Genomic DNA, 24,155 nt, shown 5'->3' on the forward strand with positions numbered 1-24,155 from the left:
CACCCAACTGTTTTACTCGGCGTTTTTTGTGAAATAGGCTCCCTGTCCTATTCCCTCATTCACACATATCTGAACGCTTGAAATTTCGCCCAGTTCTTTCAGTTGCTGGTAGAGTTCCTCTGCAAAGTACTGGGAAAGATCCTCTGCAGATGTTGATCCAAGATCAAGGAGAACACAATCCTCAACTGGTAGCTTGTATTCTTTTTTGCCGATTGAGAATTCCACAGAATCTTCAAGATTTTTAAAATCCATTTCAGGATTTTTTATTGGAATTAAAACTCTGTGGTCAAGTTTTTTGCATATATCCCTCACTATGCTCTTCACCTTCTTGAAATCAACTACGAATCCGAATTCTCCTGATCGTTCTCCCTCCACCACAACATCGACTATGTAGGAGTGGCCGTGTATTACACCGCAGGACTCATGTTTTGGGATTAGATGAGCTGCTGAAAACCTTAAATTGGCATGGATCCCGTTTATAACAATTTTCATTTTATACCCTTTTTTATCTTTATGTTAAGATCTTATTTTCAACATTTACTTTCAACCATTCTATTTTTATGATATCAGTTTTTATGATATCATTTGGTTTTATTTTAAAATACCCTTGTCTTGGTTATATCACTTTCAATGGATGAAATTTCCTTGATGTAGTTTGAGCATACTTCATCTGCAACATCAGGAATATTCTCCCGTTTGAGAACTGAACCGCATTCTAAAAGGCCTGCAGTTTCAACATCATCAGGTGTTCCCCTTTCTGTGAGGTTCAAAGCAAAGTGTATCTTCATACTGCTTACAGAACATGTTGCTATTGAAACACTGAGCTTTCCATCTTTGTCACCCTTCTCAACGTAGAGATCATCCCCGTCCCTACGGGTTTTAATTCCATGGTTATCCAGTATGTCCTTGACTATCGTTACGAAGAGCCGCTGCCTATGGTAACATAGTCTCATATCAGCAGGCTGGACATCGAAATGTTCTATTATGAAGTTAATCATTTCCCCGCCTTTTATTTCAATACCAACATCTTCGTAGTCTATTAACTCATCTGACCTGATTTCCATTGGGCCTATCCAGCTAACTATGCTGGAATCCTTTATTCCGAATTGTTTGAATGCCCACATTGGCTGGATCTGGCTTCCATCGTAACTTGTGCCGTTCTCGAGTTTTAGATGTTTCATTTGCTCACTTTTCTTGATTTAACCTATTAATCATCTGTTTTATTAAATTTAACTTAATGATCCATTTCTTAATTTAACTATTTGACCATCTGTTTATTTAATTTTTGGATTAACTTTGTTATCTGCTATTTTAATCTAGGTATTTATAGAATCAATTAAATTTAATGGTTGAATTAATTTTAATCTGCTTTTGAATAGATTGATTAATAATTATTAAACTTCGATATTTATTTTTTAATATTTTTTTAATTGTGAAAATTTTTTAAACTACCCAAATCTTGAAAATCACAAATCTTTGTTGAAAATCTTTTTGTTGATTTATTGAGTTAAAAATTCAGAGATACAGTGGCAAAGTCAATGTTGCATCCTACTGGAATCAGTCACGCTGTGGATCAGTTGAGTTGAATCTATTCATACTCATCGATTATCTAATAACAAGCTCTTTATATCCTGTTTTTGGATCAAAAACTCTTTTTAAAGGTTTATCAACTTCCATTATGCATATTTCAGCCGTTGTGTGAACTATGCATCCTGTTTTTAGGTGCCCACCAAAAACAGCCCCATCAGCATCGGAGATTGCAATGTGGACGTGGATCCCGTTTTCAGCTATCGTGCCCTCAGCAGATACTATTTCAAATGGACCCTTGAAAACTTTTTCATCTGAATTTGACATCCTTAAAACAGCATGGCTCAAACTTCCAACTATACAAAGGATTATTCCTGATTTTAAATCGTTTTTAACTCTTATATTTTCTATGCCCTTTTTCAGGTCCTCGTTGGGTAAGATTCTCGAAACTATCATATTTAATAGTGGTGTCTTCAATTAAATTAATCCATGAGAGTCAGACCCAGAGATTTTATACACACAGAGGACGATCTTTTCTTTGCAACAACGAACTATCTCCATCCAAAAGACAGAATATTATCCTTTTTAAGATATATCCCTGATCCAGAAGGTGAGCGGTCATTAAACGGTACCAGGTACTCCAAAGTAGATACAAAGCAGGCGTACGAATTTTTAAGCCAGAATTTTCCAGAGTACCTCTTTAACTGTGAAATAACCAACGTGCAAATGATGGGCGTGCCCATTGATAGAGTTAAAAAAGTTATGCACCCAAATGACCGCCTTAAAGAAATAATGAACAATCCATCACCGGATAAATTACTTAAAAAAGTCAAAAAAGTTGCCCAAACCTTCCATGACCATGCAGGGATTCCATACGATAAAATGGGGATTTCAGGATCCACATTGCCCGGGCTGTACGACCCCGAAGTTTCCGATATAGATTTTGTTATATACGGACTTGGCAACCATAGAAAAGCCATGAAAACCTTTGAAGAAATAAAAAATAGTGAAAACGGTATTCTCAGGGAAATTGGTCCAGAATACTGGATGAGACTCTATAAAAAGAGGATAAAAGATGCTTCTTTAAGCTACGATGAATTCATGTGGTATGAAAACCGTAAAAACAACAGGGGCGTCATTGAAGGCACACTATTCGACATACTGGCAACAAGGGACTGGGACGAGATAACAGGAGTATACGGGGACACCACCTACGAGCCAATGGGAACCATAGAAATCGATTGTACAGTATCAGATGCTCTTGGTGCATTTGACAACCCTGCAGTTTACAAGGTGGAAGATGTTAAGATTTTAAAAGGTCCTGAAGTGCCTTTAGATGAAGTTGCATCTTTCACACACACCTACGCAGGTCAAGCAAGGGAAGGAGAGAAAATAAGAGCCAGAGGAAAACTTGAAAAGGTTAAAGGACGCAAAATAGGTTACAGGCTCATAGTGGGAACAACCAGGGAATCCATGGGAGAGTACATCAAATTACAGAATTTAAAACTGTAAATGCAATGTAAAACTGTAAATGTAAAACTGTAACGAATTATAGTTTTAGCTTGATCATTCCAATTAAATATGGTTTAAACTGTGTGACCTGTCATTAAGGATTAAATCTTATAAATATAACAATTGTAATATAATTAGAGGAATAATATAAATAAAAATAACTTGAATAAAGACGGATGATTTTAATGAAAGACAACGTAAACATAGGACTCATAGGTTTTGGGACCATAGGAAGCGGAGTTGTAGAAACCTTCAATCAGAACTTTGATCTCATCAACGATAAGGTCAAAAAGGATGTTAAGCTTAAAAGAGTGGTTGATCTTGACATAACCACAGATAGGGGTGTGAAAGTCGATCCAGAAGTGCTTTCAACCGATGTAAATGATATTTTAGAGGATCCAGAAATAGACATAGTTATAGAGCTTATGGGAGGTTACCAACCTGCCCTCAAATTCATATTAAAAGCTCTTAACAACGGTAAACACGTAGTAACCGCGAACAAAGCTTTACTTGCAAAGCACTGGGAAGAGATCATTGCAGCTGCACGTGAAAACAACGTCAGGATCTGTTTTGAGGCCAGCGTAGGTGGGGGAATACCTCTTCTCCAGCCGTTAAATGAAAGTCTGGCTGCAAACAATGTAAAGGAGATCTACGGTATAATAAATGGTACAGCCAACTACATACTCACCAAAATGACAGAAGAAGGTAGAGAATTTGAAGATGTCCTGAAAGAAGCTCAGGAAAAAGGATACGCTGAAGCTGACCCCACCTTTGATATTGAAGGTCATGACACAGCCCAGAAACTCATAATTCTCACAATACTCGGCTTCGGAATTTACGTGAAACAGGAACGCTTCCATGTTGAGGGAATAACCAAAGTAACACCAGATGATATTCTTTTTGCAAAAGAAGAACTTGGATGTTGCATAAAACTCCTTGCAATCTCCAAGCTGGTTGATGGAGAACTTGAAGTCAGGGTGCACCCGACCATCGTCCCTGAAGACCACCTTCTATCATCTGTTAACGGTGTTTTCAACGGAGCTTACCTGGTTGGAGATATTGTCGGCCCTGTGATGATGTACGGTCAGGGAGCTGGTATGATGCCAACTGCAAGTGCAGTTGTTGGAGACTGCATTGATATAATCCAGAACATGACAAAACCAGTTGCCTACGGACCAGAAAAGAGCAAAGTGAAAACAGTGAAGGCTATGGAAGATGTAAGGTCCAAATATTACCTCCGACTCACAACGATAGACCAGCCCGGTGTTCTTCACACGATATCCGGAATATTGAGCGACTACAGCATAAGCCTGGAATCTGTGAACCAGAAACAGACCGCCAAAGGAGAACCAGTTCCTATCTTTATGGTGACACATGGAGCCCTTGAGAAACATATGACGGCCGCTGTGGAAAGGATAAATAAACTGGACTTTGTTAGAGGGGAGACTGTTTTTATAAGACTTTTATAATGTTTTAGAGCATTTAAAAGTTATAAACCATTCTTACCATCGGTTTTATTTTATTTTTTTATTTAACTATTTTATATTTTTATTTTTGTTTCTAGACATTTCATTGACTATTTTTTATTTCCAACAAACGCTGCAACTATTTTATAGACAAAAACGCTACAAAAACATATTAACAGTGCAACTCAGTGTAACTCGATGCTTTAATTTTTTATTTCATGTGTTGTTTTTAATAGGAATGATTTGTATATAGGATTTGCATATAATTTGTAACAAATTTTGAAATAGTTACTTAAATATCATTTCTAAAACAATTGGCCAAGAATTCTAAAACAATTGGATCCTGAGTATCGATTGTAAAAATTCTTATAAGAAATATAAAAAAATAAAATTCTTTTTGGATGAAACAGGAGTTTTGAATCATGAATTATATAGGATTGATTGTAAAAAATCCATTTAGAAATAAAACAAGAACTACCCTTGCGATTATTGGAATTGCGATTGGAATTGCAACCATTGTGGCATTGGGTCTTGTCACAAGTGGTCTTCAAGCATCCACACAAAGCACCCTTAAAGCAGGGGCAGCTGAGATTACCACAACACAGACTGGTTCAAGTGGTTTTGAGTCATCAGGCAGTATTGATGAGAAGCGCGTGACAGATATTCGGAACATAAATGGAGTCAAAGATACCGCAGGAATTTTAAGAACAACTGCCAGTTTAAACAGTTCATCAAGCTCGGGTTCATCAAGCTCGGGATTTGGTTCCAGTAGCAGCCTTTCTGTTAGTGGTATAGATAGCAGCAAATTAGATCTTGTCGGCATATCCAGTGTTAACGGGACAGTTTTCTCAAACGGAAGTGCAAACGAAATCATAATAGGCAAAACCGCTTCTCAAGAACTTAACAAGACAGTTGGAGATACTATTACCCTTTATGGTAAAGATTTCAAAATTACCGGAATATTTGAAACTGGAAGTTTTATGCAGGACAATGGGGCCTATATGCCTTTGAATACCCTACAGAATCTAACCAGCAATGATAATAAAGTCAGTACCGTAGCTGTTAAGGTAGTTGACAATGCAAACGTTACAGATGTAAGCCAGAGCATTGAAAATGCTTATCCTAATGAATTATCTACAATAACAGCTGCAGATCAGGCCAGTAGGACCAACAACGCACTAAGCGCCATCAATACAGCTACATGGGCAATTTCAATTTTGGCCATAGTTATTGGAGGTGTTGGAGTTATAAACACCATGATAATGTCTGTATATGAAAGAACAAGAGAAATAGGCGTTCTAAAAGCTGTGGGATGGAGGAGCAGAAGAATACTTGGAATGATACTAGGGGAATCCATAGTTCTCACATTAATGGCTGCTGTGGTCGGTACTGTAGTGGGCATATTAGGTGTTGAGATCCTGTTATCCTATTCAGCAACATTCGGAACCATGATTAAACCCGTGTTTACACTTGATCTATTCATAAGGGCCTTTGGAATAGCACTTCTTGTAGGTTTAGTTGGGGGAATTTATCCAGCGTACAGGGCTTCAAGATTAGCACCAACGGAGGCGTTAAGATATGAGTAACTGTGAAAACATCATAGAAATAAAGAACCTCAAAAAAAGTTACGACAAAGGGAAAATAAAGGCATTGAACGGTGTAGATCTTGAAATTAAAAGGGGAGAATTTGTTTCCATAATAGGACCTTCAGGTTCTGGAAAATCAACCCTCCTTAACATGATCGGAGCGTTAGATGAGGCAGGTGAAGGTTCAATTAGCGTGGCCGGCATTGATTTGACTCAAAAACAGGATTTAAGTAGATTTAGATCGGAAGAAATCGGCTTCGTGTTCCAGTTACACAACCTAATCCCCAATTTAACCGTGCTTGAAAACGTTCAGATCCCAATGCTTGAAACCCATATTTCAGGCAAAAAAATGGAAAAAAGAGCTTTAGAACTTTTAAAATCCGTGAATCTCGCAGATAAAATTAACCAAATGCCAACCAAACTTTCTGGAGGGGAAAGGCAGCGTGTTGCCATAGCAAGGGCTTTGGTCAATCATCCATCCATTATTTTGGCTGATGAGCCAACAGGAGCTCTCGATTCAAGAACAGGAGACGTGATATTAGATCTTCTTAAAGATATCCACAAAAAAGAAAATGTGACACTTGTAATTGTAACACACGAACCTGCTGTGGCTAATATGGCTGATAGAATTATAACCGTGTTGGATGGAAAAATTAAAGACGAAAAAATGAATATTCAATCATAAAAAGGATATTGGATCCGGTGATAATCCAGTGGAGAAATTCCCACATCTTTTTACGAAAAACTGATATTTATTGTTGGGGCTTAAACTCAATAACCATTCTAAAAATAACGCGATAATAAGTGTAAAAAAGGTTAAAATGATAGTAGAATTTTTAGGGTATACAGGAATTAAAATTGCAGCCATTGGTATAGAAATTGGAAATGTTGGCATTTTATCGTGTTTGCTTTATCTCTACCTTAAAAGTTACAAACAGATAAAGATTGGATTTACATTGGGACTTATGCTATTTGCTTCAGCTCTTTTAATTAAAAGTATTTCTAGTATAGGTTTGTTAATTGTGGACACAAATACATTAGTATGTAGTCCTGTATTCATAAGTGGCATTATAGAATTTATAGCTCTTTTAATACTTTTAAAAATAACATGGGACTATTAAATTCACAAGCACCAGTAATCTTCCATTTAATTGTAACAAATTTTGAAAAAATTTATAATATTAACTACTTCTCTTTTAAGCTTTGAAAGTAGCATTCTATAACTAGACGAAATACATCTTAAACAGGATATTTAACTATATATAAGAACTAAAACCTTAATAAAATCTATCTTAAAAAACCTTAAAATCATGTTAATTGAGTGATAAGTTATGAAAAAGGTGCTTTGGTGGTTAATCCTTGGTACGAGAGGAGGATTAAATCGTGCCAAAATTATTAAAAAATTAAATGAACGACCTTACAATGCACATCAGCTTGCTGAAAAATTAAATTTGAACTATAGAACTATCAGGCACCATATAAAGATCCTAGAAGATAGTGATCTGGTCAGATCCACCGGAGAAAAATATGGTAAGATGTATTTTCTTTCAGAGACTATGGAAAAAGGTTATAATGATTTTGAAATTATCTGGGAACAGGTAAAGGATGAAAAAAAATAAAAAAATATTAACTGTAGGGGTTAAAAATGGTGTTAGATCTATTAGGATATACAGGAATTAAACTTGTATCCATAGGCATAGAAATTGCAAATATCTGTCTTTTATCAGGTTTGCTCTATCTTTACATTAAAAGTTACAGGCAAATAAAGATTGGATTTACAGTAGGACTTATGCTATTTGCTACAGTTCTTTTACTTAGAAGTCTATTTACCATCGGTTTTATAATGGTAGACAATACCGCATTAGGCAGACCTATTTATATTGGAGGATTAATTGAATTTATAGCCCTTTTAATACTCTTAAAAATAACATGGGACTATTAAATTCTAAACTACTATTTTTTAATTCTTCATGCAGTTTTAACCTGTATTTACATGGTTCTATTTCACGGTTTCGTATTATCATCAAAATTGTTTTTGAGGGATTGTTTTATCATCAAGATTTGGATTGGTGAGTTTCATTCAAAATTGTGATGGTGAATTCTCACCATCACTAGATGTTATAGAGGTCTCCTTAGACAAATAATACTCTTACATCAATAAGTATTAATACTTGTTGGTCTTTAAGTATGAATGGTGTTAACATGATGATCAACGTATCTTCAATCTCGGAATATATCTACTGCCCAGTAAAAAGTTATATAAAACATACAGAACGTCTTGACATCCAGACAACCCCCATGATAACTGGAAAACTCGTACATGAAGTCAGAAGAGGGTTTGAAGAGCTTATAAAACGAAACATGTGGTCTGTTAATGAAAAAATGGAAATTAGGGATATTTTCGAATCGCTCTTTGAAGATGTACCCGAGTTTGTGGAGAACAAAATCCAACGGTACCACGATGCCAGGCTGATCGACCTCGAGACAAAAAAGAAGATTTGCAGAGATTTAAAAGGCGATGTTGAACTTGATTCCTGGACTGTTGCCATAAAAACCCAGAAAATAATCAGAAAGACCAGGAAAACTGGTGCAGACATTGTTGACCTTCTTTTTCCCCCATTACTCCTTGAATTTTCAATAGAAGACTCTGAACTCAATTTAAGGGGACAGTTGGACAGAATAGAAATAGTAGATGGGGTTTATTATCCAGTTGAACTCAAAACGGGCGTGCCTCCTGTGAAAGGGGTTTGGAAATCAGATGCCATTCAAATAGCCGCCTACGCCATTTTGATGGAACAAGAATTCAACAAGGAGGTTCCAGTGGGTTTTGTGGATTACATGGGTGCCGGCCAGAGAATGCCCGTCCTGGTGAACACCAGTTTGAGGAATGACCTTGTAAACGTGCTTGAAGATATGAAATCTATGTTTAAAAATGGAGAAATTCCAGAATTAATGCAAAACCCTAAAAAATGTGTAAAATGCGATTACGCTGATTTTTGTGAGTACCGGGCTTAAATATATAAAAATAAGAAAAATGAGAATTAATTGAAAATTAATGCCTATAAATCTTTAAAGGTTTGTTTTTAAGGTTATTTAAGACCGTACCATGGTCAGAATCATCTTAAACCTTTCAACAGCATTCAAAGCATGGGGGTCGTTTGCAGGCATGATGATCATTTCACCAGCTTCAACAAGGTTTTTATTGCCTGAAATTATTATCTCAGCTTTTCCATCAATCACCTGAACCATCGCATCAAATGGTGCTGTGTGTTCGCTTAATCCTTCGCCCTTGTCAAATGCGAATATTGTTACGGTTCCAGTCTCCTTTCTTATGATCTCCCGGCTTACAACTGCACCGTCCTGATAATCTATCAAATCTTCTGTCTTCAAAGTCATTGCTTTCAGTTCTTCCGGCATGATGACACCTCAAATATCTTTGGTAATGTAAATAAACTCTTGTAATGTATTGAACCCTACAATGGTTTATAAAATTTATAAAGAATAACACTTTCTATTTAATCTTCTCCACAGCTTTCAACGTACCTGTAGAGATTGTGTGAAAATAGGATGAAATCCAACATGGAGTTTACATAGGCTCTTGCAGAGACCATATCGTTCAATTCATAGTCTTTCTCAAATATTACGCATCTAAACCTTCTTTCAAGTTCTTCACCTATGAAGTTAAGTAAAAACCCCCTTAGATCATCCAGATCTTCGGTTTCAATCGCCATGTCCGCCCTTGAAATCACAGGACCACAGTCAAGTCCTGCAGATTTTAATCCTGTGTAAGGTGCTCCCTCTCCAAGTCTATGGAGTCTAACTGCTGTTTCAAAAAACCAGTAGTCTGCAAGCTCTGCTGCTTCCCCACTGAGTTCTCTTACTTCCATGGTCTTTGTAAAGGCATCTTTCAGCTCATTTTCAAACTCTTCTTTTACGAATGGAAGTACGTAGTTAATATTTTCCATTTCCAGAGCCAGTTCTGCAGCCTTAACAACTGGCCCTTCCATGTTGTCACAATGGGGTGTCATTATATCACCTCAAATTGCATTTCAGTACTTATAATACATTTAATAAAATTTACTTATCTCTCACAATCAAAACAAAGTTCTGTGTCCCTGTTTGTTTTAAATAGTTTCCCACATTTTTTACATCTAACACTTTTAAGTGAAGAATCTTTGTCAACAATATCAAGTGCACATGAACATTTCCAACCCATTTTACCCTTTAAAGCGGCTTCAAATGCTTTATCCTCATCAATTTCTCGATTCATTCATTCACCTCTTAAAATATTTAAATTTGTTTAATCTACTATTAAATGAACATAGGGTTAACTAGTGTATTAACCCCCCTAATTAACCTAATATATCTTTAATGTTCATTATACCTTAATATATTTATTCCAATCCCTATCGACTATATTTTATGCCCATTACCATACAATATGAATTCTAATATCCCCAATAGCTTGAATATTCTTTATATAGGTTTATTAACCCAATATATCCTTTATATCTTGTTCAGGGTCGCCAATCGGTTTTAGATCGTAATTTTCAACTAACACCTTTAATATATCCTCATTCGCCCATGCAGGAATTATTGGACCAAGATACATTCCTTTAATACCTAGTGATAGCAGGCTCCAGAGTATTGCAGTTGCTTTCTGTTCCATCCAGCTTAAAATGAATGTAATTGGTAGATCGTTTATCTCCAATCCAAAGAGTGTGGACAATGCAGTTACAATTTCTATTCCTGCAATGGCATCGTTGCACTGGCCCAGATCTATGAGTCTTGGAACTCCTTCTATATCTCCAAGCTGCAGGTCGTTGAACCTGTACTTTCCACAGGCAAGTGTCAAAACAACTGTATCCTCAGGCAGTTTCTTAACAAACTCTGTGTAGTAGGTGGCCTGGGGTTTGGGGGAGTCACATCCACCCACAACAAAGAAGTGTCTTATTTTACCGGCTTCAACAAGCTCCTTTATTTTATCCGCCAGGGAAAGAACGGTTGAAACACCAAACCCCGTTGTGAATACAGTTTCCCCTGGTTCTTCCTCGAGCTCGGGTAGAGATTTGGCCTTTTCTATTAAGGGGGTGAAGTCATAGCCTTCTATATGCTGGACACCCGGAAGTTGTGCAACCCCTGATGTGAACATCCTATCACTGTAACCATTTTTAGGGAGGAGTACGCAGTTTGAAGTTCCAAGTATTGCAACAGGATACTTAGTAAATGTGTTTCGCTGGTCAAACCATGCTCCTCCAAGCTGGCCAACGAGGTGGTCGTACTTTCGAAGCCCAGGATATCCATGGGCAGGCAAAAGTTCAGAGTGGGTGTAAACGTTTATACCAGTTCCTTCGGTCTGTTTAAGAAGTTCTTCAATTGCTTTCATGCTATGGCCCGTTGCGAGAATTCCATGACCTTTAACAGCCCCTACTCGAACTTCTGTTGGTGTTGGTTCGCCGTAAGTTTCGATATGGGCCTTCTTCAGAAGCTGCATTGTTCTTATGTTCATGTGCCCAGCTTCCAGAGCTAAATTCAAAAAATCCTCGGCATCGAAGTTTACGTTGGTTAAGGTTGAGTAAAAACCTTTTTCCATGAATGCGTCTACTTCTGGGTCTGTATACCCCAGTTCTCGGGCGTGGTAAAGGTATGCGGCTATTCCTTTAATAGAAAAAAGTAAGTTATCCTGAAGCCTTGCAACTGTAGAGTTTTTACCACAAATTCCCCTCACAGTACAGGCAGTCTCCTGAGCAGTCTGGGAACACTGGTAACAAAACATCGCAGGTTTTTCTTTCTTTTCTTCTTTCTTTTCTTCTCCTTCTTCAGTAACTTCCTCGAACTGGTCTTTACCAACTCCACATATTGGACAGATCCAGTCGTCTGGCAAGTCCTCAAAAGCTGTTCCAGGTTCTATTCCTGCATCTGGATCTCCCTTTTCAGGGTCGTATACATACTCACATAGCAAACATTTGTATTTTTTCATATTTTACCCCCTTTATTCCAATTTAAAATGTTTTTTTAAAATTTAAGGGTTATACAGTTGAATAATATTTTTGATTATTTCTTTAAATTAGATTTTTTCGAGGTTTTCAGATTTTAAATATTATAATATTTTTTCTCAATAAACTCGTATACCGCCATTCTTATAATACATTTGTAGGTAAGAATATGCTACGATTGAACATATACATTTTACCCTAGACTTTCATAGCAACAACGTTCAAATAATAAAAAAAGAGATTAAATATCTTTAAATTAATTTATAAGCTTTATTATATGCTAAAACTGTTAAAATATTTTTTTAAAGTCTCATTTATACAAAATGATAAAACTTTTGATTTTAAACTTTTTTTAATAGACTCTAAAAAAATTAGGAAGCCCTTTAAACCCCCATTGTATAAAAATATAAATTCTATTATGATCATATTAAAGGAACGGTGATACTATGGATGAAAAAGCAGAGGAACTCTTAAATAAATGTAAAGAAATGGATGATGCAAGTGTTATGGGTTCTTGTAAGGTCCTTCTGGAAATGATGAACAATAAAGATGTTAAACTAGATGAAGACATGGATCAAAGCTACATTTCCATGGCTGAAAATCTCTCTCCAAAGGACGTGTCAAAGGTTCTTTCACTGGCCCTCAAAATAAGGGAAAGTGGAGATATAAAAGACACCGAGCTCAAAAATGCTGCAAGCATACTTATAAGAGCCATAGAAATGAGTTAAACTATTAAATAACTATTTTAAAATTAGACTTTTCCTAACCTTTTTTTAGCCAATTTAAGGCTTATAATTACCTAAAAATCCTTGAAATTAGGATAGTTAAATTAAACACGAAGTTAATTAAAACTTTTTATGTCTAACCCTTTCTATGTCAAAGACTGCCGTATCAGCAATAGCCATAACAGCCATAACCCCTGCCTGAACAGGGTCTGTTACAACAAGATCTGCCTCCTGTGTAACGCTTCCAGGCATGTTAAGGCTTATAACTACTACGTTGTGCTCTTTTTTTATCCTCTCTATCGAATCTGAGATCCTGCCACCCATCAAGGACCCTGCAAGCACAAGTGCCCCCACTCTGGGAAGCCTTCCAACTGCCAGTACTGCCTCTGCAACTTCATTTTCGCCCACAAGAGGAAGTGTATCCACACTTATCCTTTCTCCCCTTATATTGTGCCTGTCAGACTCCGTTATAGCCCCTAATGCAACCTGAGAAACCTGTGCGCCTCCACCTATTATTATGATCCTTTTACCGTAAATTTCACCCATTGACCTATGGGTTTGGACATCCAATACCTCTTCAAAGTTTTTGATGTTCTCTATAAACCTTTTAACGTTTTTTACACATTCAAGTTCCATGTAGATGGACGCTGAATCTGCATCTTCCATAAAAAGATGAGTGTAAGTTATGTTAACACCACATCGAGCCATCATATCTGTTATGTCCCTTAAAACTCCGGGTTTGTTCTGGGCTTTTATGTTTATCGCAATTTCTATCATTTAAATCACTTGAAGTAATCAATTAATCTTATTTAAAGTAATGTAAATCAAATGGAGAATTATTAAAATTTTTTATGTTTTATTAAACTTTCAACTGTTAATTCATTATGTTTAAATTTGTTACATTAAATTATGTTTAAATCAATGCAAAGATTTTTTACCCGTTATTTCGGTTATATTAACCTTTATTATGGCTAATTTTTTAATAGATTCTCTGGAATATTCAAAAATAGTTTTGTTTGGCTTTTCAACATCTTCGTTTGAAGATCCTTCGCCGGAATACTTTGCCATTATTATGTTTAGGACCCTTATTTTATCTTCAACTTCATCAAGGAACTGAGCATCTCCAGATCCTACAACACTGAGATAATTCATGGTCCAGTTGCATGGTTTTTCAGATTTTAAAAGTTCTATTTTTGCATCGACCTCGAAGCAGATATTGTTGTTCTTTTTAATAACATCAATCTTCTTCCCTTCTCTTGCAGAATGAAAGTATAAACAGTTATCCTTAAAAGCAAAGTTCATTGGGATAATGTAAGGCTTGTTACCATCACACAATGCTACTCTACAAACAAGGGCTTTCTTGAGTAGAGATTTTATTAATTTAGCATCTTTTATCTCTTTATCGTTCCTTCTCATCGTGCTTCCTTAATTAAAGGTGATGTGAATTATCCCAAAATTCAAATTAATCAGGAGTTAATAATTTAAAATACATTTAGCTCGGTTAAAAGTCTGTTTCTTTCTTCTTTTAGTTCTTTTAACGTATCGGGATTGCCACCATTTTTTTCAATGTAGGCTATGGTGTTTGTTAGGGCTTCAAGGTTTGTTTCAATTTGGTTTATGGGCATGATCTGTAACTCCTTCTAAAATCTTCTAAAAATGATTCTTTAATTTATTGGTTGTTTACTCTCTTTATAATATTTGTCTCATCATTGATTTTGGAATTTAATGTTAAAAATCCTATCCATAATTTAGAAAAAAATAAAATATGTTAGATAATATTAGTTAGATAAAGTTATTCAATATCGACCCTATGTACCTTTTTTTCAAGTTTTGGAAGTTCAATTGTTAAAACAGAGTTATCAAACGTTCCAGTGGCTTCTTTAACTTTTACCCTTGCTGGAAGTGTGAGTGCTATTCTTGTTTCGCCGTAGTTCCTCTCTTTCTGTATGAAGTTGACGTCTTCTACAGAAGTTTCTTCCTGGAAATTCGCCGTGACCTGGACGCTGTCTTCTGTAATTCCGATCTCAATGTCCTCCTTTTTCACACCTGGAAGGTCTGTTTTGATTATTATGCTGTCATCAGTTTCCATCATGTCTGTAAGTGGTTTTTGGATAGATGAAGTATAATCTGATATTGCTTTTCCAAATTCTTCTTGTCTCTCTTTGAAACTTTGTATTATATCGTTGAACACATTCTCTGCCTGTGTTCTCCTTGTTCTAATGTCTTCCTTTATATCTCCTTTTTTCTCAAGAGCCTCTTCCTGAGCCTCATCAATTTTACCCTTAACCTCCTCAGCCTTCTTCACAGCTCCTTCCTGAGCCTCACCCATCTTACCCTTAACCTCCTCAGCCTTCTTCATAGCCCCCTCCTGAGCCTCACCCATCTTACCTTTAACCTCCTCAGTTTTCTTCATAGCTCCTTCCTGAGCTTCACTAACTTTACCCTGGATATTTTTCTTCGTTTTAACTGTACTTTCTTTAATTTCCCCCATATCCTCTTTAATTCTCTCTTTTTTCTTCTTAACGCCTTTTTTATCTACCATATACTGATCCCTCCAATCCTTAAAAATCCTTAAAATCACTTCATGTGTTTATCTAACCTTTAAAATATGCTTTTAGTCATAAAAAAAACTTGTTGATGCATTAATTTGCTAAAAGTACAAAAATTAAAATTCAAAGAAGAAAATAATCGTTCGTGAAAAAAATTACCTTTAAAAACCACGAAATCATTTGCATCTTCTTTTCCAATCAATTCACCTGACATTTTATGTTTCACCAATCCTTATCATTAAACAATTTAAAGTAGTGAAGTTAATCGTCACGTTGTGATGTTATATTTGTATTGTATGACTCATAAATATTGGTGCTAATTTGAGGATAGGGAATTTTATTTAAAAAATTTATTTGGTATTATTATTTTACGGGTTGGGATTTACAAAAAAATTATGCATAACACTTGAATCTAAGTTATACTCTAAATTCCGTGTAATTGATATTTCAGGGCGTTATACCTGTGATACTCAGCCAAAAATTCTTTTAGTTCTAGAAATTCTATTTCTGTAAATTTGTTATATTATCCAATTCAACTATTGAACAATGTTATAAATTATGCCCTTTTTAATTAACAAAAATATAAAAAAATAAATATCATTTAGATCAAAATATTATATAAATTTTTTTTTAGCTGATCAAAAATTCTATTAGTTGATCAGTACCCCCATATTATCTTAATTTTTAACTATTGTTCAAGGATATATGCAGGTAATAAAACAAGCGAAGTTAGTTATAGAGGCAATTGATGCCTCAAAGGAGGTGTATTGAAATGAAATGCTTGAAATGTGGGCATGAAAATGATGTAGACACCCAATATTGTGAAAAATGCGGTTCAGATCTAAAAAGAGGAGTATCCCGCCTGGAAAACTCAAGTAATGATGGGCTAAAATTATCTTCCCCAGTTTTCATTGTAGCTTTTGTAATTCTGGTGGCAGGATTGGGATTGGTGCTGACCTCCGGCACGTTACTGCAGATGAATACCGGAGCTGCAGCTGCCAACATCCCAACAGTTTACGCACAATCCTCTGAAATTGTTACAAATCAACCCACTTGGCATCAAATAGCAACTTACACCGAACCTGATAGGGGTGTAATGAATTTCAACATTCAAGGGCAAAAATTCAAGGTAGTTATGTCTGCAACACCACCATTAGACAACCAACTGAATATATTAAATGTCGATCTGTTAAAGGACAACAGCGCCTTAACCAACGGCTTAATATCATGGAATCCCACAGAATCCATAACAACAAAAGAAAGAACCATCGAAGCTTTTACAGGACCTGGAAATTATCAAGTTAACATATACGTCACAAAACTTAAAAACTGGAAGGTTACTGTTTATGATTACTATTAAATGGGATGAAAAAGGTGTTCTGTCCAGGATGTGGATAAAAAGCGAGGGGAGGCATGCTTATGCAAATGAGGAAACCCATTAAAAAGAGAATTAAAAAATATAGAAAAAAAGAGTCAAACAAAGTTTTGATTTTTACTTGTTTAGTTCTATTAGCTGTGACAGTTTTAACAGTTGGGATGTTGTTACAGTCACCTAGTGCGGCAGCTCAGACTAATTCAAACGGGCCCAAATTAATTGATTCTGGATCAACCATTGGATATGATACATATGCCTATGGCAACTTTAAGTATGAATGGCGAACATATGAGTACAACAATCAGCATTTCATAATCCAAGGCACATTATACCTACAGGATGAAGGCAGAACAGTCAAACAAACGCAGGATGTAAAGAAATTTTCGGATGAAACAGTTGTAATACTAGCAATACCCAAATGGACTGGAAAAAATAATTATGAAACTGTAACAACTAACTGGGGCTATTACACTGTTACAGATTATTACTGGAATGTACTCAGACCTCGTATGGTGATCAGGGGTCCTTATGGATTATGAAAAATGGAATAAATCGAAATCTCATTTTAGGGCTTAATTGAACTGATAGTTTAGAAAAAAAGCCCTAAAAATTTTTATTTTAAGTATGTCAGACATTTAATTATTTATATATGAATAACTAATAATATTATATTAAAATATTAAAAATAATGAGATTATAATTAAATATGCCACATTTATTTGAGATTTTTAAAATTATTTAAATAATTCAAGTGTTTCAGGGCGATCTGCCTTCATCAAACCTAAACAGTTTTGAAGTACACTTCCCAATTTGTTAAACTTAATGAAGTGCAAAAAATTAGGATTTATTTAAAATAAAAGCTTTACTGAGGATAAACATCTTCTAAATTAAAATAAGAATGAACAATAGGAATTCAGTCATAAACCTCCATTATCTAAAAATTGATTAATCAAATGATTAATCATTATAAAATATGTTTATACGCTAATGCATCACTAAGTTTACTGTTTGTAAATAAGGAGGCTTAAAAACAAACGTTTTAGTATGGAGGTAATGAAATGAATATTAATAAGAAGGCTATGGGTTTTGTTGTGGCTATTTTGGCCTTCATAGCGATTATGTTAATTCCTATGCATGGTTTAAGTTATCCTGGTCGTGCTGCAATTGCACTTTTGGTTTTCGCCATTGTAATGTGGGGTACTGAGACTGTCCCCCTGCCTGTGACATCCATCATGATCATGTTCTTGCTACCTTTACTGGGCATAGAAAGTTTCACTAATGCCGCAGTAGGGTTTGCAAATCCTATCATCTTCTTGATGATTGGTGGATTCATTCTGGCAGAGGCTATTCGTAAAAGTGGACTTGCAAAACGTTTCACATATTTTTTACTCTCAAAACTGGGCACAAGCCCAAGTATGAGTCTTTTTGCAGCCATATTCTCAACAGGACTCTTGTCTGCCTGGATTGAAAATGTTGTGGCATTTGCAATGCTACTCCCCATCATCAAGGAAATCATACCTTTGATGGGTGTGAAAGATGCTGAAAAAGGAAACAGTAACTTTGCTAAGGCCATGGTCTTAGGTGCTTCATACGGTTCCCTGGCAGGTGGATTCGGAACAGAAATAGGAACTGCACCGAACCTGATGGCAGCTGCCTATACACATTTACCATTTGCTAACTGGATGGTTTTCGGATTCCCACTTGCAATAATATTACTTCTGGCTATCTGGAAAACTCTACAATGGGTGTTCCCACCAGAAGTTGAAGGAATTATCGGTGGAAAAGAAACATTAACCAACACACTCAGCAAACTCGGATCCATGAGTAAAACAGAGAAAATAACAGCAGTTATCCTATTTTTCACCATAGGTCTATGGGTTACAACAGGATTCACAGGACTCGACAGTTACTCTGTAGCACTTATCGGTGCAGCACTCTACTTCATAACTGGTGTTATTGACTGGAAAGACGCTCAAAAAAACATCGACTGGGGATTAATCATCTTCTTCGGAGGTGCTTTAGCCCTTGGAGCCGCACTACTAAACTCAGGAGCTGCAACCTATCTGATACAAGATGTGCTTGGAATGCTCGGAGGTAATCCAGCGACATTAGTTATCATGCTCGTGTTGATGGTTATTGCTGTGATCTTCACACAGGTCATGTCCAACATAGCACTTTCAGCTATTCTTGTGCCGATTGCTGTGACTTTAGCTTCTGCTCAGGGTCAGCCCATTGGTATTTATGCTGTGCCTGTGGCAATCGCATGTTCACTGTCTTTCATGTTCCCAATGGCAGATCCAACAGTTGCAATGGCATATGGAACAGGTTACGTCAACGTCAAGGAAATATTCAAAGCAGGACTACCTATGGTCATAATAGGAATCATAGTGAGCATAGCTGTTATACTCACAATTGGAATACCATTCCTGGGTTAACTAACAAAAAAAAGATAGAGCAAAAAATATAAATTTAGAATTGAATTGGAAGAGGATTTGCAGTAAATCATTAATCTGCAAATTTAACCTCATTATTTTTTTTACGAAAATTTCAATCCAAAAATATTTTAAATGTAGAACAGATTTGTTGGGAGGAATCTCAAAATGAATACGAGAATATTGTTACCTACAGATGGTTCAGAAAATGCAGAAAGGGCAGGAGAATATGCAATATCCCTTTCAAATATTAGTGGTGCAGATATCATTGTTTTAAACGTGATTGACACCGACTACTTGGATGCACTGCCTCAGCAAGATCTCAAGGAAAGCTTAGGCAAAGAGTTGAGAGAAGAAGGAAAAAAGGCTGTTGAACGTTTTAAAGAGAGTTTAGAAGATAGTCAATGCAATGGAATGTGCAAAAACATTAACTTCACCATTCTTATCAAAGAAGGCAAACCTGGCGAAGTCATACTTAAAACCATAGATGAAGAAAATATAGATCAGGTAATAATGGGAAAATCTGGTAAACATGGTTTAGAAAGGTTTCTGCTTGGAAGGACAACTGATAAAGTTGTAAGAGAAGCAAATGTACCTGTTAACGTGATATCTTAAGTTATGCCTAAAACTTTCAAACTATTTTTAATGACATTTATCTTAATTTTTTTCCGGCTTTTTGTGCTGGGTGATATCTCTCCAATAAACAGAGATCCCCTCGTTCAATGGGTAAACACTGACATCGAACCCGTGATCATTCATGCGTATGCATTGCGCTTTAAAATACTGGATTTCCTGTTCATCCCTTGCCCTGCGGAAGGCCGTTTCATAATTGGTTCCAACAAGTTCCGGGAATCTTTCCCACAAGTTTTGTCCCACCAGTTCATCGGGTTCAACACCCACGTATTGGGCAGCACGCTGATTCACATAAATAAAATTCCAGTAATGATTCAAAGCAACGAAACCATCTTTTATACTATCTAAAATCTCCGTTATTTGACTTTTGCTGTGAATAAGTTCTTGTTCTGTCTTTTTACGTTCAGTATCATCAAATACATAACCTTTAACCTGAACAATTTCACCTGAATCATTAAAAATACCAACTACATTGGCAACGACATGAATCCTCAACCCATCGGATCTTCTCTGCCAACTCTGATAACCCTTGATCTTACCCTCACTCTTCAGACGAGTAACCATATAAGGCCAGTCAAAGGGGTTAGATTTCGAAATATTCCACTGAAGTGCTTTTTTACAATCATCAAAGCCGTAAATTTCTGCAAATGCAGGGTTACACTCAATGATTTCACCTTTAGGCGTTGCAATAAAATCACCAGTCAAATCTTCATCAAAAAGACGACGATACTTCTCCTCACTCCCCATTAAAGCATCTTCAGCCTCTTTACGTTCAGTATCATCAAATACATAACCTTTAACCTGAACAAGTGCACCCGAATCATTAAAAATACCAACTACATTGGCAACAACATGAATTTCCTTACCATCTGGCCGTACATGCCACCTTTGATAGCCCTGGATCTTACGCTCATCCCTCAAGTGATCGATAAGAGTAGCCCAGCCCGCCGGGTTGAATTGTGAAATTTCTGATCGAACAGCTTTTCCACAGCCTTGAAAGCCGTAAATTTCTGCAAATGCAGGGTTACACTCAAGAATTTTCCCTTCAGGCGTTGCAATAAAATCACCAGTCAAATCTTCATCAAAAAGACGACGATACTTCTCCTCACTCCCCATTAAAGCATCTTCAGCCTCTTTACGTTCAGTATCATCAAATACATAACCTTTAACCTGAACAAGTTCACCAAAATCATTAAATATCGCTACAACATTAGCAACAATATGAATTTCCTTACCGTCTGGTCTTTTGTGTGTGGATTGATGACCCTGGACTTTGTGCTCAGTTTTTAAGCGTTTTATTAAATTTTTCCAATCATCAGAGTTGAACTTAGAGATGTCTGCTTGAACGGCATCTTTACAGTTATTAAAGCCATATATCTCTGCAAATGCGGAGTTACACTCGATTACCTTACCTTCCGGTGTTGCAATAAAATCACCAGTCAAATCTTCATCAAACCAACGCCTGTATTTTTCACTCTCTTTAAGAGATTCTTCAGACTTTTTAACCTTGGTGACATCCTGAATTTGCACTAAAAAGCCAGCATCAATAACAGAAATATTCCAATCAATAAAAATTGTTCCAGACTTTGTTAGAGTGGAAAAACCTGTATTTTTAATATTTTCAAAATCTAATGGAGCTTGAAATTTAATTGATCCTTCTTTAACTAATTTTTCCCTTTTTTGAGCTATAGTATGGTTTTCAAATAGATCAATACCCGAAGTTTCTTCAGAAATTCCGGTTATTTCTAGTGCAGATTGATTAACATCCACTAATTTACCTTCTTTGTCATAAAGAAGAATTCCTATAGGGGATTTATCAAATATTTCCCTGAGGTTACTGTAATTGCTTTTAACCTTTACTCCTCCTCAAATTTAGTTAATTTATGATCTAATTATAACTTTATCATTGTTTTTGATAAACTAGATCATTGAATAAAATTATATGATAATCATCATAATAAAGCAAATTGACTAAAAGTCACCATTCTTGCCATACCTTCTTTAACATGTTCGGTTACTCTGCACATACGGATTTAGCATTATCACGATGGAAAATTTGATTGATTATCTTTGAGATATATCTATGTTTTCATGCTTTTCAGATTCTATTTTTAAATATACGAACGAACGTTAGTTTTATATATTGGATTGACAACAGTTTAACTAACAAGCGTTAGTTAGTAAACGGTGACCATATGACAAAAACATCATCCAATAAAAATGGGAAGATATCAACCAAAGAAAAAATATTTGATGTTTCAGTCGATTTATTCTCGAAAAAAGGATTTGATGCAGTATCAATCCGTGAAATTGCAAGGGAAGTTGGCATAAGAGAAAGTTCAATTTACAACCATTACCCCAGTAAAGAAACTATACTAAATGTAATTTTCCAATACTTTAAGAAAGAATTAACTAAAATGAGACCTCCTGAAGCCGTAAATATTGAAAAATTAACTCCAGATATTTTTCGAGAGAGAGTTCATCTCACACACATGCTTTTTCGAACACCCACCATGGAAAAAATATTCAAGATCATAATCAATGAACAGTTTAAAAACGAAAAAGCCAGAAAAATCGTTTTACACAACCTGATTGAGGAACCCCACAAGTTCACAGAAAAAGTTCTTGATAATATGAATCAAAGGGGCATCATCCGTCCCCTTGACCCTAAAATTATGGCAGTGGAATTTCAGTACCCAATATTCTCCCTATTTATGGAGTATCTCCTCCTGAAATCCAATAATTTAAATACAGAAGATGTTGAAACCCGACTCAAAAGCCATGTAGACTTTTTTTTATCAGTCATAACTCCCGAGGTTGAAAAATGAAAATTAAAACCCCCTACTCACTTAAAAGCGGGGCTGAAAGCTCCAGTGAGTATTACATGGAAGTTTCAAACTTCACGGATCATGTCTTATCTGAAGCAGAATTCCAGATTGGCCGTGTTATTGATGATATTGATGACTACGGAGCACAAAGTTTGTATAAACCCCCTTCCAGGGATTTAATGGTCTTTGAAGCCCTCATGATAGGGGTGCTTTGGAGGGCCTATATCAAAAGGGCAGTTAAACTTAACTGTGAATCCCAGAAGTTACTTGCAACTCTCTCAAGAAAGAGAAATGAGAATGAAAAATTGAAACAAGTGATAGATCATGACCGGGGGGTTCTTGCCACTTCAGTTCTACTTCCTGAAGACCCTGAAACTGAAAAAATCTCGGAATTAACAACAGAAAATCTTAACAAACTCCTGAAATGGCTTGAAGCAACTGGCGAATTTCAACAGGAATTAAAACACATTAATACATGGATGAATTTTTTAGGCAGTTTAAATCCTCAAAAATCTTCTTCACATCTTGCAAAGATTTTCATGTTTGCAGATTGGTTTGAATACGCAAGCAGTGAAGTTTTGGGTAGATACACCTGCAACCTTGAAGAATTTGTTGATGAAAACCTTGAAAAACACCTTTGGAATGAAGATATCATACTGTTTACAAGGAAAAGGTCTGAGTATCACATGAACATGTTTGGGGCAGAGGTTATGAGTAGGAACTTCAAAGAATCATTTAAAAGCAGACCTAGAAAAGCTCTTTTACTACCTGGATGCATGCGTTACCTAGCTGAGAGTAAGTGCCTGGCTTCAAAGACCAATCTTGGAATGAAGTGCGCAGACTGCAACCCAAACTGCAAGGTTAACTCACTCAGTAAATTGGGTGAAAGGAATGGATTTGAAGTTTACGTTGTATCCCACGAATCTTCTGCATTATCCCAGAGTACCCAGAAGGATAGAGATGAGCTGGGAATAGTAGGGGTTGCATGCGTCACGAATCTCATATCCGGAGGTTGGAAATCAGAATCCCTTGGCATTCCAGCCCAGTGTGTTCTTCTTGACAGCTGTGGATGTGAACACTGGGTAGACAGCAGCGAAACAACCGGAATTAATGAAGATAAACTTGTGAAACTTCTCGATATTGAAACAGGACCTTGTAAAGAATATTGGCATTGTTCGGCACATTCAAATGGACATAAAACCTGTTCTCATCATGTTTCCATTGAATGAATAAGAGACATGAAAATAAAGTTTCGGAGTTTGCATACGGAGAGGATTTATGGCCATAAATTTAAAGACATGTTAATGAGGTTAAAATGCTTGAAACCGACGGCACTGCATTACATGATTCAAGAAATTGAAGAAATGCTGAAGGCCATTAAGTAATATTCTCCTCTCCATACAATGTTTCACTGTTACAGGAGCAAGAATTTTGTGGACAGTTTTGCATACATCTGTTAATGCCTAATTCTATTTAAACATCAACATATACTCATCAGAATTATAATAGTACAAATAAAAGTGGGT

General features: G+C 36.1%; 27 protein-coding genes. 15 read left to right on the top strand and 12 right to left on the bottom strand.

Going from position 1 to position 24,155, the window contains the following annotated elements:
- Positions 1-12: 12 nt before the first annotated feature.
- The 3 genes from MSWAN_RS10595 to MSWAN_RS10605 all read right to left on the bottom strand — a co-directional run bounded on the left by MSWAN_RS10595 (position 13) and on the right by MSWAN_RS10605 (position 1,983).
- The gene (locus MSWAN_RS10595; RefSeq protein ID WP_013826644.1) at positions 13-492 is read right to left on the bottom strand and encodes a 6-carboxytetrahydropterin synthase QueD; all 480 of its coding nucleotides are present in this window, start codon (positions 490-492) and stop codon (positions 13-15) included.
- A gap of 104 nt (positions 493-596) precedes the next feature.
- Positions 597-1,181 carry a DUF366 family protein gene (locus MSWAN_RS10600; RefSeq protein ID WP_013826645.1) on the bottom strand — a complete coding sequence of 195 codons (585 nt, stop codon included), beginning with the start codon at positions 1,179-1,181 and terminating at the stop codon, positions 597-599.
- Between the two features lie 424 nt (positions 1,182-1,605).
- A complete protein-coding gene (locus MSWAN_RS10605; protein WP_013826646.1) occupies positions 1,606-1,983 on the bottom strand; it encodes a PPC domain-containing DNA-binding protein in 378 nt (125 codons plus the stop codon).
- 33 nt (positions 1,984-2,016) lie between these two features.
- Between MSWAN_RS10605 and MSWAN_RS10610 the strand changes: the two genes are divergently transcribed.
- The 8 genes from MSWAN_RS10610 (at position 2,017) to cas4 (ending at position 9,106) form a co-directional block, all read left to right on the top strand.
- Positions 2,017-3,039, top strand: coding sequence for a DNA polymerase subunit beta (locus MSWAN_RS10610; RefSeq protein ID WP_013826647.1), 1,023 nt, complete (start codon positions 2,017-2,019; stop codon positions 3,037-3,039).
- Between the two features lie 185 nt (positions 3,040-3,224).
- The gene (locus MSWAN_RS10615; protein WP_013826648.1) at positions 3,225-4,508 is read left to right on the top strand and encodes a homoserine dehydrogenase; all 1,284 of its coding nucleotides are present in this window, start codon (positions 3,225-3,227) and stop codon (positions 4,506-4,508) included.
- A 419-nt stretch (positions 4,509-4,927) separates the two neighbouring features.
- Positions 4,928-6,091 carry an ABC transporter permease gene (locus MSWAN_RS10620; protein WP_013826649.1) on the top strand — a complete coding sequence of 388 codons (1,164 nt, stop codon included), beginning with the start codon at positions 4,928-4,930 and terminating at the stop codon, positions 6,089-6,091.
- Positions 6,084-6,776, top strand: coding sequence for an ABC transporter ATP-binding protein (locus MSWAN_RS10625; RefSeq protein ID WP_013826650.1), 693 nt, complete (start codon positions 6,084-6,086; stop codon positions 6,774-6,776). The genes MSWAN_RS10620 and MSWAN_RS10625 overlap by 8 nt, the downstream gene beginning before the upstream one ends.
- A 73-nt stretch (positions 6,777-6,849) precedes the next feature.
- On the top strand, positions 6,850-7,212 hold the full coding sequence (locus MSWAN_RS10630; RefSeq protein ID WP_227716959.1) for a hypothetical protein: 363 nt from the start codon (positions 6,850-6,852) through the stop codon (positions 7,210-7,212).
- A gap of 210 nt (positions 7,213-7,422) precedes the next feature.
- Complete coding sequence (locus MSWAN_RS10635; RefSeq protein ID WP_013826652.1) at positions 7,423-7,710, top strand: ArsR/SmtB family transcription factor; 288 nt, start codon at positions 7,423-7,425, stop codon at positions 7,708-7,710.
- Between the two features lie 26 nt (positions 7,711-7,736).
- On the top strand, positions 7,737-8,033 hold the full coding sequence (locus tag MSWAN_RS10640; protein ID WP_013826653.1) for a hypothetical protein: 297 nt from the start codon (positions 7,737-7,739) through the stop codon (positions 8,031-8,033).
- A 260-nt stretch (positions 8,034-8,293) separates the two neighbouring features.
- The gene (gene cas4, locus MSWAN_RS10645; RefSeq protein WP_048188106.1) at positions 8,294-9,106 is read left to right on the top strand and encodes a CRISPR-associated protein Cas4; all 813 of its coding nucleotides are present in this window, start codon (positions 8,294-8,296) and stop codon (positions 9,104-9,106) included.
- A gap of 78 nt (positions 9,107-9,184) precedes the next feature.
- Here cas4 and MSWAN_RS10650 read toward each other — a convergent pair whose 3' ends face one another.
- The 4 genes from MSWAN_RS10650 to hcp all read right to left on the bottom strand — a co-directional run bounded on the left by MSWAN_RS10650 (position 9,185) and on the right by hcp (position 12,071).
- Positions 9,185-9,508, bottom strand: coding sequence for a cupin domain-containing protein (locus MSWAN_RS10650; protein WP_013826655.1), 324 nt, complete (start codon positions 9,506-9,508; stop codon positions 9,185-9,187).
- Positions 9,509-9,606: 98 nt separating this feature from the next.
- Positions 9,607-10,119 carry a DUF6448 family protein gene (locus MSWAN_RS10655; RefSeq protein ID WP_013826656.1) on the bottom strand — a complete coding sequence of 171 codons (513 nt, stop codon included), beginning with the start codon at positions 10,117-10,119 and terminating at the stop codon, positions 9,607-9,609.
- 53 nt (positions 10,120-10,172) lie between these two features.
- Positions 10,173-10,361, bottom strand: a complete 189-nt coding sequence (locus tag MSWAN_RS10660; protein ID WP_013826657.1) for a hypothetical protein — start codon at positions 10,359-10,361, stop codon at positions 10,173-10,175.
- 219 nt (positions 10,362-10,580) lie between these two features.
- Positions 10,581-12,071, bottom strand: coding sequence for a hydroxylamine reductase (hcp, locus tag MSWAN_RS10665; protein WP_013826658.1), 1,491 nt, complete (start codon positions 12,069-12,071; stop codon positions 10,581-10,583).
- A 462-nt stretch (positions 12,072-12,533) separates the two neighbouring features.
- Here hcp and MSWAN_RS10670 point away from each other — a divergent pair, with 462 nt between their 5' ends.
- A complete protein-coding gene (locus MSWAN_RS10670; protein ID WP_013826659.1) occupies positions 12,534-12,815 on the top strand; it encodes a hypothetical protein in 282 nt (93 codons plus the stop codon).
- A gap of 117 nt (positions 12,816-12,932) precedes the next feature.
- Here MSWAN_RS10670 and MSWAN_RS10675 read toward each other — a convergent pair whose 3' ends face one another.
- From MSWAN_RS10675 to MSWAN_RS12550, 4 genes are all read right to left on the bottom strand, one after another.
- Entirely contained in the window at positions 12,933-13,589 is a 657-nt protein-coding gene (locus tag MSWAN_RS10675) for a DUF5612 domain-containing protein (protein WP_013826660.1), read from the bottom strand.
- A gap of 141 nt (positions 13,590-13,730) precedes the next feature.
- Positions 13,731-14,228, bottom strand: coding sequence for a pyridoxamine 5'-phosphate oxidase family protein (locus MSWAN_RS10680; RefSeq protein WP_013826661.1), 498 nt, complete (start codon positions 14,226-14,228; stop codon positions 13,731-13,733).
- 65 nt (positions 14,229-14,293) lie between these two features.
- Complete coding sequence (locus MSWAN_RS12975) at positions 14,294-14,437, bottom strand: hypothetical protein (RefSeq protein ID WP_013826662.1); 144 nt, start codon at positions 14,435-14,437, stop codon at positions 14,294-14,296.
- Between the two features lie 167 nt (positions 14,438-14,604).
- On the bottom strand, positions 14,605-15,225 hold the full coding sequence (locus MSWAN_RS12550; RefSeq protein WP_227716960.1) for an Hsp20/alpha crystallin family protein: 621 nt from the start codon (positions 15,223-15,225) through the stop codon (positions 14,605-14,607).
- Between the two features lie 908 nt (positions 15,226-16,133).
- Between MSWAN_RS12550 and MSWAN_RS10690 the strand changes: the two genes are divergently transcribed.
- From MSWAN_RS10690 to MSWAN_RS10705, 4 genes are all read left to right on the top strand, one after another.
- On the top strand, positions 16,134-16,721 hold the full coding sequence (locus tag MSWAN_RS10690) for a zinc ribbon domain-containing protein (RefSeq protein WP_013826664.1): 588 nt from the start codon (positions 16,134-16,136) through the stop codon (positions 16,719-16,721).
- Between the two features lie 59 nt (positions 16,722-16,780).
- Complete coding sequence (locus tag MSWAN_RS10695; protein WP_013826666.1) at positions 16,781-17,275, top strand: hypothetical protein; 495 nt, start codon at positions 16,781-16,783, stop codon at positions 17,273-17,275.
- A gap of 519 nt (positions 17,276-17,794) precedes the next feature.
- On the top strand, positions 17,795-19,171 hold the full coding sequence (locus MSWAN_RS10700) for a DASS family sodium-coupled anion symporter (protein ID WP_013826667.1): 1,377 nt from the start codon (positions 17,795-17,797) through the stop codon (positions 19,169-19,171).
- Positions 19,172-19,336: 165 nt separating this feature from the next.
- Positions 19,337-19,783, top strand: coding sequence for a universal stress protein (locus tag MSWAN_RS10705; protein WP_013826668.1), 447 nt, complete (start codon positions 19,337-19,339; stop codon positions 19,781-19,783).
- A 42-nt stretch (positions 19,784-19,825) separates the two neighbouring features.
- Here the strand turns inward: MSWAN_RS10705 and MSWAN_RS10710 are convergent, their stop codons facing one another.
- Positions 19,826-21,625: a PAS domain-containing protein gene (locus MSWAN_RS10710; protein WP_083809386.1), complete on the bottom strand. Its 1,800-nt coding sequence runs from the start codon at positions 21,623-21,625 to the stop codon at positions 19,826-19,828.
- A gap of 371 nt (positions 21,626-21,996) precedes the next feature.
- Here MSWAN_RS10710 and MSWAN_RS10715 point away from each other — a divergent pair, with 371 nt between their 5' ends.
- Together MSWAN_RS10715 and MSWAN_RS10720 are read left to right on the top strand one after the other, a co-directional pair.
- A complete protein-coding gene (locus MSWAN_RS10715) occupies positions 21,997-22,629 on the top strand; it encodes a TetR/AcrR family transcriptional regulator (protein ID WP_013826670.1) in 633 nt (210 codons plus the stop codon).
- A complete protein-coding gene (locus MSWAN_RS10720; RefSeq protein WP_013826671.1) occupies positions 22,626-23,858 on the top strand; it encodes a DUF116 domain-containing protein in 1,233 nt (410 codons plus the stop codon). The genes MSWAN_RS10715 and MSWAN_RS10720 overlap by 4 nt, the downstream gene beginning before the upstream one ends.
- The last annotated feature ends 297 nt before the right edge of the window (positions 23,859-24,155 follow it).

It is taken from the genome of Methanobacterium paludis (assembly GCF_000214725.1).
Lineage (GTDB): Archaea > Methanobacteriota > Methanobacteria > Methanobacteriales > Methanobacteriaceae > Methanobacterium_C > Methanobacterium_C paludis.

Coding starts and splice junctions, on each gene's coding strand:
- MSWAN_RS10595 (WP_013826644.1), bottom strand. CDS start 492: ATGAAAATTGTTATAAACGGGATCCATGCCAATTTAAGGTTTTCAGCA.
- MSWAN_RS10600 (WP_013826645.1), bottom strand. CDS start 1,181: ATGAAACATCTAAAACTCGAGAACGGCACAAGTTACGATGGAAGCCAG.
- MSWAN_RS10605 (WP_013826646.1), bottom strand. CDS start 1,983: ATGATAGTTTCGAGAATCTTACCCAACGAGGACCTGAAAAAGGGCATA.
- MSWAN_RS10610 (WP_013826647.1), top strand. CDS start 2,017: ATGAGAGTCAGACCCAGAGATTTTATACACACAGAGGACGATCTTTTC.
- MSWAN_RS10615 (WP_013826648.1), top strand. CDS start 3,225: ATGAAAGACAACGTAAACATAGGACTCATAGGTTTTGGGACCATAGGA.
- MSWAN_RS10620 (WP_013826649.1), top strand. CDS start 4,928: ATGAATTATATAGGATTGATTGTAAAAAATCCATTTAGAAATAAAACA.
- MSWAN_RS10625 (WP_013826650.1), top strand. CDS start 6,084: ATGAGTAACTGTGAAAACATCATAGAAATAAAGAACCTCAAAAAAAGT.
- MSWAN_RS10635 (WP_013826652.1), top strand. CDS start 7,423: ATGAAAAAGGTGCTTTGGTGGTTAATCCTTGGTACGAGAGGAGGATTA.
- MSWAN_RS10640 (WP_013826653.1), top strand. CDS start 7,737: ATGGTGTTAGATCTATTAGGATATACAGGAATTAAACTTGTATCCATA.
- cas4 (WP_048188106.1), top strand. CDS start 8,294: ATGATGATCAACGTATCTTCAATCTCGGAATATATCTACTGCCCAGTA.
- MSWAN_RS10650 (WP_013826655.1), bottom strand. CDS start 9,508: ATGCCGGAAGAACTGAAAGCAATGACTTTGAAGACAGAAGATTTGATA.
- MSWAN_RS10655 (WP_013826656.1), bottom strand. CDS start 10,119: ATGACACCCCATTGTGACAACATGGAAGGGCCAGTTGTTAAGGCTGCA.
- MSWAN_RS10660 (WP_013826657.1), bottom strand. CDS start 10,361: ATGAATCGAGAAATTGATGAGGATAAAGCATTTGAAGCCGCTTTAAAG.
- hcp (WP_013826658.1), bottom strand. CDS start 12,071: ATGAAAAAATACAAATGTTTGCTATGTGAGTATGTATACGACCCTGAA.
- MSWAN_RS10670 (WP_013826659.1), top strand. CDS start 12,534: ATGGATGAAAAAGCAGAGGAACTCTTAAATAAATGTAAAGAAATGGAT.
- MSWAN_RS10675 (WP_013826660.1), bottom strand. CDS start 13,589: ATGATAGAAATTGCGATAAACATAAAAGCCCAGAACAAACCCGGAGTT.
- MSWAN_RS10680 (WP_013826661.1), bottom strand. CDS start 14,228: ATGAGAAGGAACGATAAAGAGATAAAAGATGCTAAATTAATAAAATCT.
- MSWAN_RS12975 (WP_013826662.1), bottom strand. CDS start 14,437: ATGCCCATAAACCAAATTGAAACAAACCTTGAAGCCCTAACAAACACC.
- MSWAN_RS12550 (WP_227716960.1), bottom strand. CDS start 15,225: ATGAAGAAAACTGAGGAGGTTAAAGGTAAGATGGGTGAGGCTCAGGAG.
- MSWAN_RS10690 (WP_013826664.1), top strand. CDS start 16,134: ATGAAATGCTTGAAATGTGGGCATGAAAATGATGTAGACACCCAATAT.
- MSWAN_RS10695 (WP_013826666.1), top strand. CDS start 16,781: ATGCAAATGAGGAAACCCATTAAAAAGAGAATTAAAAAATATAGAAAA.
- MSWAN_RS10700 (WP_013826667.1), top strand. CDS start 17,795: ATGAATATTAATAAGAAGGCTATGGGTTTTGTTGTGGCTATTTTGGCC.
- MSWAN_RS10705 (WP_013826668.1), top strand. CDS start 19,337: ATGAATACGAGAATATTGTTACCTACAGATGGTTCAGAAAATGCAGAA.
- MSWAN_RS10715 (WP_013826670.1), top strand. CDS start 21,997: ATGACAAAAACATCATCCAATAAAAATGGGAAGATATCAACCAAAGAA.
- MSWAN_RS10720 (WP_013826671.1), top strand. CDS start 22,626: ATGAAAATTAAAACCCCCTACTCACTTAAAAGCGGGGCTGAAAGCTCC.